This is a genomic window from Brevundimonas vesicularis (assembly GCF_027105095.1).
GTDB lineage: Bacteria > Pseudomonadota > Alphaproteobacteria > Caulobacterales > Caulobacteraceae > Brevundimonas > Brevundimonas vesicularis_E.
The window spans coordinates 2,093,286-2,107,604 of sequence record NZ_CP114278.1 but is presented as its reverse complement, the minus strand read 5'-3'; the positions used below and the strand labels follow the sequence as shown (position 1 = coordinate 2,107,604).

Genomic DNA, 14,319 nt, shown 5'->3' with positions numbered 1-14,319 from the left:
CGATCAGCGGGCGGCGCGCCGCCTTTCCAACATCAGGGCGACCGCAAGGCCGCCTGCGCCCAGACCAGCCATGACCGCCCAGGCGGCGATGACGGTCGAGGTGAACTCGCCGCGCCAGATCACGGCCTGATAGGCCTCGATGGCCCAGGCGTGGGGCGTGATCCAGCCGAGGTCACGGAAGGCTTCGGGCATCAGAAAGCGCGGCGCCATCGATCCGCCCAGAGCGGCCAGCAGCAGGACCACGCAGGTCGTCAGCGGCTGGGCCTGTTCGCGCGATCGACACGCCGCCGTCAGCGCCAGGGCCAAGCCGGCGGCGCAGAAACCGACCGCCAAGGCTGTGACTGCCGTCGCCGCCATCTGCCAGGGGGCCAGGTCAGGCAACTTGACCCAGGCGGCGACGAAGACCGCCGCCGACTGCATCACGCCCACCGTCGTCAGCCAGGCAGCCCTTCCGCCAAGGATGGGCGCAAGGCCGCCGCGGGCCAGGGCCAGGCGGGATTGGAGGCCGGATCGCCGCTCGTCCAGCCCGCCCATGGCCCCGTGCATGGCGGCGAAGAAGACGAACATGACGCTGACCGCGCCCGCATAGTAGGTCGCCTGCACATCACCCTGGGGACCGATCTGCAGGGTCTGAACGCGCGACGCGGGTCGTGCAACCTGACCAGACAGGGCGGCGGCCATCGGCTCCAGCCGCGCCTGAAGCGCCGATGCCGCCACGTCCCGGCCGGCGGCGGAAACGATCACCAGTTTTGGCGGTCCCTGCGTCGATGGCCGAATCAGTATGCCGGCGTCAGCGCGACCGTCGATGACGGCGCGATCGAAGGCCTCGCGATCGTCGACGATGCGAAGACGATCGCCCATGTCCTTCGACACCGCTTCGCGGATCGCCGCCGTCGCGGGCGTGCGCGACGCATCGTGCAGCACGACGGTGGTGTCGATGTCGCCGCGCGCGCCCGCGCCGAAGATCGCCGAGAACAGCAGATAGACCAGGGGCGGCAACAGCAGGGTCAGGATCACGCCTGCCCGTTCGCGCCAAAACCCTCTCGCCCAGGCGCCCGCCACCGCCATCATGACGGAGCCTGCGACAGCTGTGCGACCAGATCGTCCAGGCCGGGGCGGCGCACGGCGACCTCGCCGTCCTCGCCATCGACGACGGCGGCCAGCATCTGGGCGATGGCCAAGGCGTCCTCGCAGAGCCGCCGCCACTCCAGTCCGTCGTCGGACGCGGTCAGCCCCGCCTGGGCGAACCATTGGGCGGCGGGGTCCGAAGCCGGTCGGGTCAGGCGAATGCTGAGCAGCCGAGCTGAGCCGAACGCGCGATGAAGTAGGGCGTTCGGCGCGCCTTCGGCCAGCAGCCGCCCCTGCGCCAGGACCCCGATCCGGTCGGCGGTGTCGGCGACGAAGAAGGCATCATGGCTGATCAGCAGGCAGCCGGCGCCGGCTTTTGCGGTTTCGCGCAGTGCGACCGACAGGACGCCGCGGGTCGTCGCATCCACGCCTTCCGTCGGTTCGTCGGCGATCAGCAGCCGCGGTTGCCCGACCAGGGCGGCGCTGAGGTTGGCGCGCCGCTTCCAGCCGCCGGACAGGGTGCGCACCGGCTGGTCCGCGCGCGGGCCGCAGCCGGTCAGGTCGAGCGCGCGGTTCACGGCGGCGCCGCGATCACGCTTGGGCACGCCGCATAGCCGCGCCGTCACATCGACGTTCTCGCGCGGCGACAGGGCCGGGAACAGGGCGCTGTCCTGCGGCGCCAGCCCGATGCGCCCGCGTGGTCCGCCGCCTTCGCCCAGGACGACACGCCCGCGCCGAGCAAGCAGCAGCCCTGAGGCGACACGCGCCACCGTGGACTTGCCCGCGCCATTCGCCCCGAGCAGGGCATAGACCTCGCCCGCAGCGATGCTCAGGCTGAAGTCACGCAGCACAGGTCGGCCGTCGTAGCCCGCTTCGATCCCGCTCAGCGACAGGGCCGGCGCGCCGTCAGACCCCAAGTTCGGCCTGCTGGAAAAGGTCCAGGACATAGAGAGCCAGGGGGCTGTCATGGCCGACCGCCTCGACCGCCTTGGCCAGCGACTGCCGCACCGCCGCGCGCGCCCGGCATTCGCCCCACAGATCGACGAAGGTGGTGGTGTCGTCGTCCTGACCCACGTCCTTGCCGACGGCGTCGACGGTCGAACAGGCATCCAGCAGATCGTCGCAGAGCTGGAAGGCGAAGCCGACCGCCTCGCCGAAAATCGACAGTCGCGCGAGATCCTGCGCATCGCCGCCGCCGAGCAGCCCCCCGCCGCGCACGGTGGCCACGAACAGGGCGCCGGTTTTCAGGTCATTGATCTGGCGCAAGGCGGTTTCGTCGCGATCCCTCGCGTCGTCGCGCAGGTCGCGCATCTGACCCTCGGACAGGCCGTCGAAGCCGATCGCCTGCGTCAAAAGGTCCAGGGCCGCCAGACGCGCTTCCCCCGGCGCCGGGGTCTGCAGCACCAGACGCGTCGCCTGGTTCAATAAGGCCACGGCCGCCAGAACCGCCGTATCCTCGCCGTGGCGACGGTGCAGGGTCGGCTGGCCCCGACGCAGCGAGGCGTCGTCCATGCACGGCAGGTCGTCCAGAACCAGCGACGCGGCATGGACCATTTCAAGCGCGCAGCCATAGTCCAAGGCGTCTTCCGGATCGCCGCCGACATGTGCCGCCGCCAGCATGGCCAGCACCGGCCGGACGCGTTTTCCCTGTCCCAGCAAGGCCTCGCGGGCCGCCGTGGACAGCAGGCCGTCGTGCGCCGGCGCCACCTCGGCCAGACGCGCCTGAACCTGCAGACGCAGATCGTCGGGCGCGCAGGATGCGTCCGCCAGGGGCGGTTGGCGCCGGATGCCGACGATCGCCATACAGATCTCCCATAGTCGCCGGCGTCGCGTTGCGACCACGCGCCGAACCCTTATGATGCCATACGGCATCACGACCGCGTCGGATGCAACCCGCCAGGAGCCGTTTGCGATGTCCACCGACGCCGATGCCTTGATCCGGCGCAAGGACGAACACATCGACCACGTGCGGGCCGGGCGAGGCGTCAGCCAGACGACCTCGGGTCTGGATGCCGTCCGTTTCGTTCACGACGCCCTGCCGGATCTCGATCACGACGCGATCGATCTGGCGACGCGTTTTCTGGGGCGACGGGTCGCCTTGCCGTTCCTGATCAGTTCGATGACCGGCGGCCCGTCGCGGGCCGAGGCGATCAATGCGCGTCTGGCCGAGGCCGCCCAGGCTTTGGGCGTCGTTCTGGCGGTCGGCTCGCAGCGTGTGGCGCTGGAGACGGACGGCGGTTTGGGTCTGGGGCTGGACCTGCGACGCCGGGCCCCCGATGCGATGATCCTGGCCAATCTGGGCGCCGTGCAGTTCGCCCTGGGCTATGGAGCCGACGAGGCGCGGCGGGCCATGGAGATGATCGGCGCCGACGCCCTGATCCTTCATCTGAATCCGTTGCAGGAAGGCGTTCAGCCCGAGGGCGATCGCGACTGGCGCGGCGTGGCGCGAGGCATCGAACGGGTCGCGGCGGCATTTCCGGGCCAGGTCATCGTCAAGGAGACGGGCGCCGGCCTGTCCGGCGCGGTGGCGGGTCGCCTGGCGGACATGGGGGTCGCGGCGCTCGACGTGGCCGGAGCAGGCGGCACGAACTGGGGCCTGATCGAGGGTGCACGAGCGACGGGCGGTCGGGCCGAGGCGCTGGCCGCGCCCTTCGCCGGCTGGGGCGTGCCGACGGCGCGCAGCCTACTAGACTGTGCAAAGGCCGCGCCGGAACTGGATCTGATCGGGTCGGGCGGCATCCGCGACGGCCTGGACGCGGCGCGCGCGATCCGGCTGGGCGCCTGTCTGGTCGGCCAGGCGGCGGGCGTGCTCGAGGCGGCGCTGACCTCGACCGAGGCCGTGGTCGATCATCTGGACCTGATGGCGGCCCAGCTGCGGCTGGCCTGTTTCTGCACCGGATCGGCGGACCTCGCCGCCCTGGCTCAGGCGCCGTTGCTGGAAGCGCCGCGTTTCTGAGACAGTTCGGCCTTCAGCGCGCGCGCCGACCGCACCCATAGGAAGCCGAACGACACGCAGCCCTCGCGCGTCCGCACCGCATGATGCAGCCGATGCGCCTGAATGCGCCGCGTCCAGAACCCCGAGCGTCCCGCAATCCCCGTCGGGAACCGGCGATGCACCAGCCCGTCATGGAAAAAGAAGTAGACCAGTCCATAGGCCGTGACGCCCAGGCCGATCGGCAGCGCCCAGGGCCAGACGTGCAGCCCCAAGGCGACGAAGACGATGGCCGGGGCGGCGAACACCACGGCGAACAGGTCGTTCTTCTCCAGCACGTCGTCGTGCGGCTCATGATGACTGCGGTGCCAGGTCCACAGCAGGCCGTGCATGACATAGCGATGCATCGCCCAGGCGAAGACCTCCATCCCCAGGAAGGTGGCGAGGAACAGCAGGATCATCGTCGGCCAGGACATGACTGCACCATAGGCGCTTTGTAGCCTGCGCGTCACGAGACTTGACCCGGCGCGGCGTTTCGCCGTCTGTGCGCCCATGTTGAAGGACCTGATCGTCACCACCCTCGCGCTCAGCCTGATCATCGGCGTGCGCTATCTGCTGGTCGGCGTCGTGACCCATGGCCTGCTGTGGGGCGGAGCAGGACGGGGACGTCAGCTGAACCACAGGCCGCCGGTGGCGAAACGCATCCGCGCCGAAGTCATCGCGTCCCTGATCGCCTGCCCGATCTACGCCTTGCCGGCCGCATTCGTCATCGAGCTCTGGAAGCGCGGCGGGACGGCGATCTACGACGATATCCATGTCAAGCCGCTGTGGTGGCTGCCCGTCAGCTTCATCGCCTACATGCTGGCCCACGACGCCTTCTACTATTGGGTCCATCGCGGGCTGCATCACCCGCGCATCTTCCCCTGGGCCCATGCCGAACACCATCGATCGCGCGACCCCAGCGCCTTCGCCTCCTTCGCGTTCGATCCGGCCGAAGCGATCGCCACGGCCTGGTTCCTGCCGGCCCTGACCCTCTTCATGCCGATTCACTGGGGCGTAGTGCTGGCGCTGCTGACCTTGATGACCGCAACCGCCGTGCTGAATCACGCAGGCCGAGAGGTCTGGCCCGCCTCGTGGTTGAAACGTGCCCCGCTACGCTGGATGATCACCGCCACCCACCACGACGCGCACCACAAGCGCTTCAACGGCAACTATGGCCTCTACTTCCAGATGTGGGACAAATGGGCAGGCAGCGAGATTTCACAGCTAGATCGGCCATCGCCGCGAAACCCTCTTACTTGAAGACGGTGACGACCTTCGCTGCCTCGCCGCAGGGCGATCTGACGCAAACCTGACCCAGCGATAGCCCAAAACGCAACACGGCCCGCAGGTGACTGCGGGCCGTGCCTGTTTGTGCGTGACCTGAAAGATCAGGCCGTCTTGGCGCGATCCTTGTCGGAGGAGCTGCGGGCCAGTTCGCGGTTCAGCCACAGGGCCAGCAGCGTGCAGACGGCGCCCGACAGCAGATAGGCGCCGGCGGCGATCAGGCCGAACTGGCTGGAGATCCACAGGGCCGCCAGGGGCGCGAAGCCGGCGCCGAACAGCCAGGCCAGGTCTGAGGTCAGGGCGGAGGACGTGTAGCGGTTGGTCAGGCTGAAGCTGGAGGCCACCGGACCCGAGGCCTGGCCAAACGATAGACCCAGCAGGATGAAGCCGGAGATCATGAAGGTCAGCTCGCCGACCGGGCCGCCGTTCAGCAGCTGTGGCGCAAAGCCCGAGAAGGCCGCGATGCCGGCGGCCGTGATGGCCAGCAAGGTGCGGCGGCCGTAGCGGTCGGCCAGAACGCCCGAAGCCAGGATGGCCAGCAGGCCGAAGACGGCGCCGACCATTTCGATCAGAAGGAAGCGGACCGGCGTTTCCTTGGTGAACAGGAACACCCACGACAGCGGGAAGACGGTGACCATGTGGAACATAGCGAAGCTGGCCAGCGGAGCGAAGGCGCCGATGGCGATCTTGGGGCCTTCGTCGCGCAGGGCCTGGGAGACCGGGGTCGGTTGCAGTTCGCGCGTCTCAAACAGCGTCTGGAAGGCCGGCGTCACCACGATGCGCAGACGGGCGAACAGGGCCACTACGTTGATCGCAAAGGCCACGAAGAACGGATAGCGCCAGCCCCAATCCAGGAAATCGGGCGCCGAGAGCGTGTTCAGGAAGAAGGCGAACAGCGCCGAGGCCACCAGCAGGCCGATGGGCGCGCCGAGTTGCGGGATCATGGCGTACCAGCCGCGCTTCTTCTCGGGCGCGTTCAGCGCGAGCAGCGAGGCCAGACCGTCCCAGGTGCCGCCCAAGGCGACGCCTTGGCCGATACGGGTCAGGGCCAGCAGCACGGGCGCCCACATGCCGATGCTTTCATATCCGGGGATGAAGGCGACCGACACGGTGGAGGTGCCCAGCAGCAGCAGGGCGGTCGTCAGCTTCGCGCCGCGCCCGAACTTGCGGTCGATGGCGATGAAAAGGACCGTGCCCAGCGGACGGAACAGGAAGGCCAGGGCGAAGACGGCGAAGGAGAGCAGGGTGCCGCCCACCGCGCCCGCATAGGGGAAGATCAACTGCGGGAAAACGACCACCGAGGCGATGGCGTAAACAAAGAAGTCGAAAAACTCGGAAGTTCGGCCGATAATGACGCCGATGGCGATCTCGCCGGCGTCAACCTTGCCATGGCCCGTGTGAAGGGCGGCGGCGTCGCGTTCCAGCGACTCTGACGAAGGGGTCGTCGAGGCGGACATGGGCTTGGTCGCTCCGTGTGAGACTGAATTATCGGCCGTACGGCAGGTCGCCGCATTATGACCGCGCGGCCTTTGCGATGAAAGCGGCCTCAAGAGGATAGGACAGATTGTCCAATGTCGTTCCAGGTTGAAGCTGACTATCGGGCGCAGTTCGAACGCCAACCGTCGCGGCGCCTCCCGCTTGCCCGACGCTTTCCGATTGGACCCGCCTTGCGCCGTTTGCGTCTACTTTTGCTCGCGCCCGTCGTGGCCCTGCTGTCGGCCTGCAATCTGGTCGTGCTGAACCCTGCCGGCGACGTCGCCGCCCAGCAGGGCGATCTGCTGATGATCTCGACCCTGCTGATGCTGATCATCATCGTGCCGGTGATGGGTCTGATCGTCTTCTTCGCCTGGAAGTATCGGGCGTCGAACAAGGAGGCCGAGGCCGACTACCGTCCCGACTGGGACCACTCCACCTCGTTGGAGCTGGTCATCTGGGCCGCGCCGCTGATGATCATCATCTGCCTGGGCGCCCTGACCTGGGCCGGCACCCACCTGCTGGACCCCTATCGTCCGATCGACCGGATCAAGCCGGGCCAGGCCGTCGAGGAAAGCGTCGAGCCGTTGCAGGTCAATGTCGTCGCGCTCGACTGGAAGTGGATGTTCATCTACCCACAGTACGGCGTCGCCACGGTCAATGAGCTGGCCGCGCCGGTGGATCGCCCGATCCGTTTCCACATCACCTCATCCTCGGTGATGAACAGCTTCTACATTCCCGCCCTGGCCGGTCAAATCTACGCCATGCCTGGCATGGAGACGAAGCTGCACGCCGTCATCAACCGTCCGGGCGAATACGAAGGCTTCTCGGCCAACTATTCCGGCGACGGCTTCTCGCACATGCGCTTCGCCTTCCACGGTCTGGATCAGTCCGGGTTCGACCAATGGATCGCCGGCGTGCGCCAGGGCGGCCAGACGCTGGACCGCGATCGCTATCTGGAGCTGGAAAAGCCCAGCGAGAAGGTGCCGGTCATGCGCTTCGGCGCCGTGGACGGCGCGCTGTGGGACGCGATCCTCAACATGTGCGTCGAGCCGGGCAAGATGTGCATGGGCGAGATGATGGCCATCGACAAACAGGGCGGCCTGTCCATGGCGTCGGTGCGCAACACCATGCCGCTGGTCTATGACAAATACGCCGGTCGCGGAAAATCGCCCGCCTACTTCGGCTCCAACGACAGCTACGTCATGACGATCTGCACCCCGCTGCAGGCCGAGGCGGCCGCCGCCGACCGCATGCGCCGCGCCGAACTGGATACGGTCGCCGGACCGACCAGCCTGGAGCGCCTGACCGGGCAGGGGTTGTCGCCGGGCCAGACTCCGATGGCCTCGCTGACGACGCTGGCCCGCAATCCCTTCGCCACGGGGCCGGTTCCGACCGACGTCCGTTCCGCACCCAATGCCTGAGCGAACACAGTCGATGAACGCTGATCAACTCATTCCGCTAATCTTCGGGCGCCTCACGCTTGAGGCTCTGCCGTTGCACGAGCCGATCCTGGTCGTGACCATGTCGGTCGTACTGCTGGGCGGTCTCGCTCTGGTCGGCGTCCTGACATACTTCAAGCTGTGGGGCTATCTCTGGAAGGAATGGTTCACCACGGTGGACCACAAGAAGATTGGGATCATGTACATGATCCTGGGTCTGATCATGTTTGTGCGCGGCTTCGCCGACGCCATCATGATGCGCCTGCAACAGGCGATGGCCTTCGGCGGGTCCGAGGGTTACCTGAACGCGCACCACTATGACCAGATCTTCACCGCCCACGGCGTGATCATGATCTTCTTCGTGGCTATGCCGCTGGTGACGGGCATCATGAACTATGTCGTGCCGCTGCAGATCGGCGCGCGCGACGTGTCCTTCCCCTTCCTGAACAACTTTAGCTTTTGGATGACTACGGCCGGCGCCATCATCGTCATGGCCTCGCTGTTCGTGGGCGAGTTCGCGCGCACCGGCTGGCTGGCCTATCCGCCGCTGTCGGGCATCGGATACAGTCCCGGCGTCGGCGTCGACTACTACATATGGGCGCTGCAGATCGCGGGGGTGGGGACGACACTGTCGGGCATCAACCTGATCGCAACCATCGTGAAGATGCGCGCGCCTGGCATGGGCATGATGAAGATGCCGGTCTTCACCTGGACCTCGCTGTGCACCAACGTGCTGATCGTGGCGTCCTTCCCGGTCCTGACCGCCGTCCTGGCCCTGCTGACGCTGGACCGTTACGTCGGCACCAACTTCTTCACGAACGACTTCGGCGGCAACCCGATGATGTACGTGAACCTGATCTGGATCTGGGGTCACCCCGAGGTCTACATCCTGATCTTGCCGCTGTTCGGCGTCTTCTCGGAGATCGCCTCGACCTTCTCGGGCAAGAAGCTGTTCGGCTACACCTCCATGGTCTACGCCACGGTCGTCATCACGATCCTGTCCTACCTGGTCTGGCTGCACCACTTCTTCACCATGGGCTCTGGCGCCTCGGTGAACAGCTTCTTCGGCATCACGACGATGATCATCTCGATCCCGACGGGCGCGAAGATCTTCAACTGGCTGTTCACGATGTACCGCGGGCGCATCCGGTTCGAGCTGCCGATGATGTGGCTGGTCGCCTTCATGCTGACCTTCGTGATCGGCGGGATGACGGGCGTGCTGCTGGCGGTGCCGCCGGCCGACTTCGTGCTGCACAACTCGCTGTTCCTGATTGCCCACTTCCACAATGTCATCATCGGCGGGGTGCTGTTCGGCCTGTTCGCGGCGATCAACTTCTGGTGGCCCAAGGCCTTCGGCTTCAAGCTGGACAAGAAGTGGGGCCTGATCAGCTTCTGGTGCTGGGTGCCCGGTTTCTGGCTGGCCTTCCTGCCGCTGTATGTGCTGGGTCTGATGGGCGTAACGCGCCGGATGCGGGTGTTCGACGATCCGTCGCTGCAAATCTGGTTCGTCATCGCCGCCATCGGCGCGGGCGTCATCGCCCTGGGCATCGCGGCCATGTTCGTCCAGTTCGCCGTGTCGATCATCAACCGCGACAAGCTGCGCGACACCACGGGCGACCCGTGGGGCGGCCGCACGCTGGAGTGGGCGACCTCGTCGCCGCCGCCGGCCTACAACTTCGCCGCTACGCCCTACGTTCATGACGCCGACGCCTGGTGGGACATGAAGAAGCAGGGCTATCAGCGTCCGCTGAGCGGCTACAAGGCGATCCACATGCCCTCGAACACAGGGGCGGGGATCATCATCTCGGGCCTGTGCCTGGTGATGGGTCTGGCCTTGATCTGGTACATCTGGTGGCTGGCCGCCATCAGCTTCATCGGGGTGTTGGCCGTCTCGATCGGCCATACCTTCAACTACAAGCGCGACTACTACATCCCCGAAGATGAGGTCCGCGCGACAGAAGAGGCGCGCACCCGCGCCCTGGCCGGAACGGAGGCCTGATCATGAGCGCGACTGCGACCGAGATCGACCGGACCGTCTTCCACCTGGAAGAGGAGCCGCATCACGAGGAAGGCTCCAGCACCATGCTGGGCTTCTGGCTCTATCTGATGAGCGACTGCCTCATCTTTGCGATGCTGTTCGCCGTGTTCGGCGTGCTGGGCGGCAACTACGCCGCCGGGCCGGGGCCGCAGCAGTTGTTCGACTTGAAGCTGGTGGCGATCAACACCGCCATGCTGCTGTTCTCGTCGATCACCTATGGCTTCGCCATGCTGGCGATGGATCGGAACAACCAGCGTCAGACGTTGGTCTGGCTGGCGATCACCGGCCTGTTCGGCCTGGCCTTCCTGGGGATCGAACTCTACGAGTTCGCGCACCTGATCCATGAGGGCGCGACGCCGCAGCGCAGCGCCTTCCTGTCCGCCTTCTTCACCCTGGTGGGCACCCACGGCCTGCACGTCACCTTCGGCATCATCTGGCTGGTGACGCTGATGGTTCAGGTCAGCATGAAGGGCCTGATCCCCGCAAACAAACGCCGCCTGATGTGCCTGTCGATGTTCTGGCACTTCCTGGACGTCATCTGGATCGGCGTCTTCACCTTCGTCTATCTGCTGGGCATGCTGCGATGAGCGCCGACAAGAACGACCACAGCCCTGAGTCTCACGAGACCGACCACCTGGGTCACGAGGGGCACAATCACGGCTCCTTCAAGAGCTACATGATCGGCTTCGTGCTGTCGGTGATCCTGACGGCCATCCCGTTCGCCCTGGTCATGACGGACGTCCTGCCGACCCAGGCGACGGCCCTGATCGTCATGGGCTTCGCCGTGGTGCAGATCGTGGTCCACATGATCTACTTCCTGCACATGAACTCCAAGTCCGAGGGCGGGTGGATCATGCTGGCGCTGATCTTCACCATTATCGTGGTGGTCATCGCCCTGTCGGGTTCGCTGTGGGTCATGTACCACCTGAACACCAATATGATGCCCATGACGCACGACATGGCGCAGATGGGCGGCTGAGGTCGAGATTACGGACCCGTCCTCAGCCCCGGCCGGCGGCAAGGCCAGACGCTCGCGATCCTTCCGCATGGCGGTCGTGGTTGCGGGCCTGGCCTTGTTCGTCGGCTTTCTGGTGCTGGGCGGGTGGCAGGTTCAGCGCCTGGCCTGGAAGACCAATCTGATCGCCCAGGTCGATGCTCGCGTTCACGCGGCCGCCGTCCCAGCGCCTGGCCCGACCCAATGGGCCGGCGTGACGCGCGACAAGGATCAGTACCGCCGCGTTACGGTTCGCGGTCGATTCCTGCACGACAAGGAAACCCTGGTTCAGGCGGTGACCGACGCCGGCGGCGGCTTCTGGGTCATGACGCCCCTGGTTGACGACCGGGGCTTCACCGTCCTGATCAATCGAGGCTTCGTGCCGTCAGGCCGACGCGATCCGGCTGTCCGCGCCAATGGTCAGGTCGAGGGGTCGCAGACGGTGACGGGCCTGCTTCGGATCACCGAGCCTAAGGGTGGCTTCCTGCGCGCCAATGATCCCGCCGGTGATCGCTGGCGGTCTCGCGACGTCGCGGCGATCGCTGCGCGGCGCGGCCTGACGACCGTCGCGCCCTATTTCATTGATGCAGACGCCAGTCCGAACCCGGGTGGATGGCCGCGCGGAGGACTGACGGTGATCCGGTTCGCCAACAGCCATCTGGTCTATGCCTTTACCTGGTTCGGCATGGCGCTGCTGAGCCTGGTCGGTCTTTGGCTGTTCCTGCGCGACGGCAGGCGAAACAGGTCGTGACGACGACAACTGTACAGAGGCTGCTGGGCCTGGGACTCAGAGGCGGGGTCGCGACCCACGGCGGCGCCAACCGCCGCAACATGCTGTTGCTGATCCAGTTGCGCTGGCTGGCGGTCGCCGGGCAGGTGGCGACGATACTGCTGGTCCAGTACGTGATGCGGATTCCCCTGCCGGTGCTGTGGCTGCTGGCGGCCCCGGCGGGCCTGGTGCTGGTCAATCTGGTCAGCGCGCCTTTGACCGTGCGCCGGCAGGAGGTCGAGGATCAGGCGCTGATGATCGCCCTCCTTGCGGATGTGGCGGCGCTGACCTGGCTGCTGTTCCTGACCGGGGGCGCGGCCAATCCGTTCGTGGCGCTATATCTGCTGCAAGTCGTCTTGGGGGCGGTGCTGCTGGCGCCGGTCTATGCCTGGGCGCTGATCGCCGTCACCAGCCTGTGTTTCGCCGGGCTGGGCCTGCATTCGCGGCCGTTGAACCTGCCGCCGGCGCGCGAGGATTCGCTGCTCAGCCTCTATCTACAGGGCAGTTTGATCTGTTTCGTGTTGATGGCCGTGCTGCTGGTGCTGTTCGTCACCCGGATCAGCCAGAACCTGCGCGAGCGCGACGCCTCCATGGCCGCCCTGCGCCAGCAGACGGCCGAGCATGATCATATCGTCCGCATGGGCCTGCTGGCGTCGGGCGCGGCGCACGAGTTGGGAACGCCGCTGGCCTCTCTGTCGGTGATCCTCAGTGACTGGAAGCGGATGCCGGCCCTGACCCAGGACGCCGACCTGGCCCAGGACATGACGGTGATGCGGGCCGAGGTCGAACGCTGCAAGGCCATCGTCACCGGCATTCTGATGTCGGCCGGTGAGGCGAGGGGACAGGCGCCCGAGCGCACGACCCTGCGGGCCTTTGTCGCCGATGTGGTGGCCAGCTGGAGCGGCGACGGGGTGGCGGTGCAGATCCGCGACGAAGTGGCTCAGAACCCGTCGATCATCGCCGACCCCGCCCTGCGTCAGGTGCTGGGCGTGCTGTTCGACAATGCGGTCGAGGCCGGAGCAGGCCGCATCACGGTGACCACGATGTGCACGGACGAGGATTTCGGCATTGCTGTCCGTGACGACGGACCGGGCTTTCCGCCGTCGATCCTTCAGGCCTGGGGCAAGCCCTATAACTCCACCAAGCCCAGGCCCGGCGCCGGGCTTGGGCTATTCCTGCTGATGAATGTGATCCGGTCATTGGGCGGTCGGGTCGAGGCTTCCAATCCTGCGGCGGGCGGCGCAGAAGTGCGTCTGACCCTGCCGCTTTCGGCCTTGGCGCCTACGGATGAGACCGCGCATGACCGATGACGCCAGATTGCTGCTAATCGTTGAGGACGACGAGTCGTTTTCGACCACCCTGCGACGCTCGTTCGAACGGCGTGGCTATACTGTCGTCAGCGCCGCCAGTCCCGACCAGATGGCCGAGGTGCTGAAGACGCATCGCCCCGGCTATGCAGTCGTCGATCTGAAGCTGGGGGGGCATTCCGGCCTGACCTGCGTCGAGGCCCTTCACGCCTTCGACCCCGAGATGAACATCGTCGTCCTGACCGGCTTCGCCAGCATCGCGACGGCGGTGGAGGCGATCAAGCTTGGCGCCCGGCACTATCTGGCCAAGCCCGCCAGCACCGATGACATCGAAGCCGCCTTCGGCCGGGCAGACGGCGACGCCGAGACGCCGCTGGGCACGCGTCCCACCTCGATCAAGACGCTGGAATGGGAGCGGATCCACGAGACGCTCGTGGAGACAGACTTCAACATCTCGGAGGCGGCGCGGCGCTTGGGCATGCACCGCCGCACCCTGGCGCGAAAGCTGGAAAAGCGCCGCGTCACCTAGTCCAGTTCGGCTGCGATCCGGTCGGCCAGCGCCCGTAAGGTCGCGGTATCCGCCATCGGCGCATGGCCGTGACCCTTCATCTCTCGATCGGCCCAACGCGGCACGATGTGGAAATGCAGATGAAAGACCGTCTGTCCGCCCGCCTCGCCATTGAACTGCAGGACCGACAGGCCGTCGGGCTTCAACGCTTTCTCGACCGCCTTGGCCGTGCGTTGCAGGGCGGCGGTCACGCGGGCCAGCACCTCGGGCTCGATCTCCAGCAGATTACGCGCCTGGGACTGTTTGGCGATGATCAGGACGTGGCCTTCCGATTGGGGAAACACGTCCATGAAGGCCAGGACGTGGTCGTCCTCCCACACCGTCACCGACGGAATGTCGCCGCGCAGGATCTTGGCGAAGATGTTGTTGGTGTCATAGGCGCCGTGCAGGCTCATGGGCGGT

General features: G+C 66.5%; 15 protein-coding genes. 9 read left to right on the top strand and 6 right to left on the bottom strand.

The genetic code is table 11. The features are described 5' to 3' along the window. Positions 1-3: 3 nt before the first annotated feature. From O2K97_RS10505 to O2K97_RS10495, 3 genes are read right to left on the bottom strand one after another with little or no spacing between them, the layout of a single operon-like run. Entirely contained in the window at positions 4-1,017 is a 1,014-nt protein-coding gene (locus tag O2K97_RS10505) for an ABC transporter permease (protein WP_269219220.1), read from the bottom strand. Between the two features lie 50 nt (positions 1,018-1,067). Further along, complete coding sequence (locus O2K97_RS10500) at positions 1,068-1,985, bottom strand: ABC transporter ATP-binding protein (protein ID WP_269219219.1); 918 nt, start codon at positions 1,983-1,985, stop codon at positions 1,068-1,070. After that, positions 1,975-2,871: a polyprenyl synthetase family protein gene (locus O2K97_RS10495; RefSeq protein WP_269219218.1), complete on the bottom strand. Its 897-nt coding sequence runs from the start codon at positions 2,869-2,871 to the stop codon at positions 1,975-1,977. The genes O2K97_RS10500 and O2K97_RS10495 overlap by 11 nt, the downstream gene beginning before the upstream one ends. Before the next feature lie 109 nt (positions 2,872-2,980). Between O2K97_RS10495 and fni the strand changes: the two genes are divergently transcribed. Then, the gene (gene fni, locus O2K97_RS10490) at positions 2,981-4,024 is read left to right on the top strand and encodes a type 2 isopentenyl-diphosphate Delta-isomerase (RefSeq protein ID WP_269219217.1); all 1,044 of its coding nucleotides are present in this window, start codon (positions 2,981-2,983) and stop codon (positions 4,022-4,024) included. On the opposite strand, the gene O2K97_RS10485 is transcribed toward fni, so the two are convergent. After that, the gene (locus tag O2K97_RS10485; RefSeq protein ID WP_269219216.1) at positions 3,991-4,476 is read right to left on the bottom strand and encodes a sterol desaturase family protein; all 486 of its coding nucleotides are present in this window, start codon (positions 4,474-4,476) and stop codon (positions 3,991-3,993) included. The genes fni and O2K97_RS10485 overlap by 34 nt on opposite strands. Before the next feature lie 76 nt (positions 4,477-4,552). On the opposite strand from O2K97_RS10485, the gene O2K97_RS10480 reads away from it, so the two are divergent. Next, entirely contained in the window at positions 4,553-5,302 is a 750-nt protein-coding gene (locus tag O2K97_RS10480) for a sterol desaturase family protein (protein ID WP_269219215.1), read from the top strand. Between the two features lie 128 nt (positions 5,303-5,430). On the opposite strand, the gene O2K97_RS10475 is transcribed toward O2K97_RS10480, so the two are convergent. Beyond that, on the bottom strand, positions 5,431-6,783 hold the full coding sequence (locus tag O2K97_RS10475; RefSeq protein WP_269219214.1) for an MFS transporter: 1,353 nt from the start codon (positions 6,781-6,783) through the stop codon (positions 5,431-5,433). Positions 6,784-6,993: 210 nt separating this feature from the next. Here O2K97_RS10475 and cyoA point away from each other — a divergent pair, with 210 nt between their 5' ends. The 7 genes from cyoA (at position 6,994) to O2K97_RS10440 (ending at position 13,878) form a co-directional block, all read left to right on the top strand. Then, positions 6,994-8,223, top strand: coding sequence for a ubiquinol oxidase subunit II (gene cyoA, locus O2K97_RS10470; protein ID WP_269219213.1), 1,230 nt, complete (start codon positions 6,994-6,996; stop codon positions 8,221-8,223). 13 nt (positions 8,224-8,236) lie between these two features. After that, positions 8,237-10,240, top strand: coding sequence for a cytochrome o ubiquinol oxidase subunit I (cyoB, locus tag O2K97_RS10465; protein WP_269219212.1), 2,004 nt, complete (start codon positions 8,237-8,239; stop codon positions 10,238-10,240). Positions 10,241-10,242: 2 nt separating this feature from the next. Continuing rightward, positions 10,243-10,866 carry a cytochrome o ubiquinol oxidase subunit III gene (gene cyoC, locus O2K97_RS10460; protein ID WP_137721762.1) on the top strand — a complete coding sequence of 208 codons (624 nt, stop codon included), beginning with the start codon at positions 10,243-10,245 and terminating at the stop codon, positions 10,864-10,866. Next, a complete protein-coding gene (gene cyoD, locus O2K97_RS10455) occupies positions 10,863-11,258 on the top strand; it encodes a cytochrome o ubiquinol oxidase subunit IV (RefSeq protein WP_269219211.1) in 396 nt (131 codons plus the stop codon). Before cyoC ends, cyoD begins: the two co-directional genes overlap by 4 nt. Before the next feature lie 67 nt (positions 11,259-11,325). Next, positions 11,326-12,024 carry an SURF1 family protein gene (locus O2K97_RS10450; protein WP_269219210.1) on the top strand — a complete coding sequence of 233 codons (699 nt, stop codon included), beginning with the start codon at positions 11,326-11,328 and terminating at the stop codon, positions 12,022-12,024. Beyond that, positions 12,021-13,352, top strand: a complete 1,332-nt coding sequence (locus O2K97_RS10445) for an ATP-binding protein (protein WP_269219209.1) — start codon at positions 12,021-12,023, stop codon at positions 13,350-13,352. The genes O2K97_RS10450 and O2K97_RS10445 overlap by 4 nt, the downstream gene beginning before the upstream one ends. Next, a complete protein-coding gene (locus tag O2K97_RS10440; protein WP_039247355.1) occupies positions 13,342-13,878 on the top strand; it encodes a response regulator transcription factor in 537 nt (178 codons plus the stop codon). The genes O2K97_RS10445 and O2K97_RS10440 overlap by 11 nt, the downstream gene beginning before the upstream one ends. On the opposite strand, the gene O2K97_RS10435 is transcribed toward O2K97_RS10440, so the two are convergent. Further along, complete coding sequence (locus tag O2K97_RS10435) at positions 13,875-14,312, bottom strand: HIT family protein (RefSeq protein WP_269219208.1); 438 nt, start codon at positions 14,310-14,312, stop codon at positions 13,875-13,877. The two genes, O2K97_RS10440 and O2K97_RS10435, sit on opposite strands and share 4 nt — an antisense overlap. Positions 14,313-14,319: the final 7 nt, after the last annotated feature.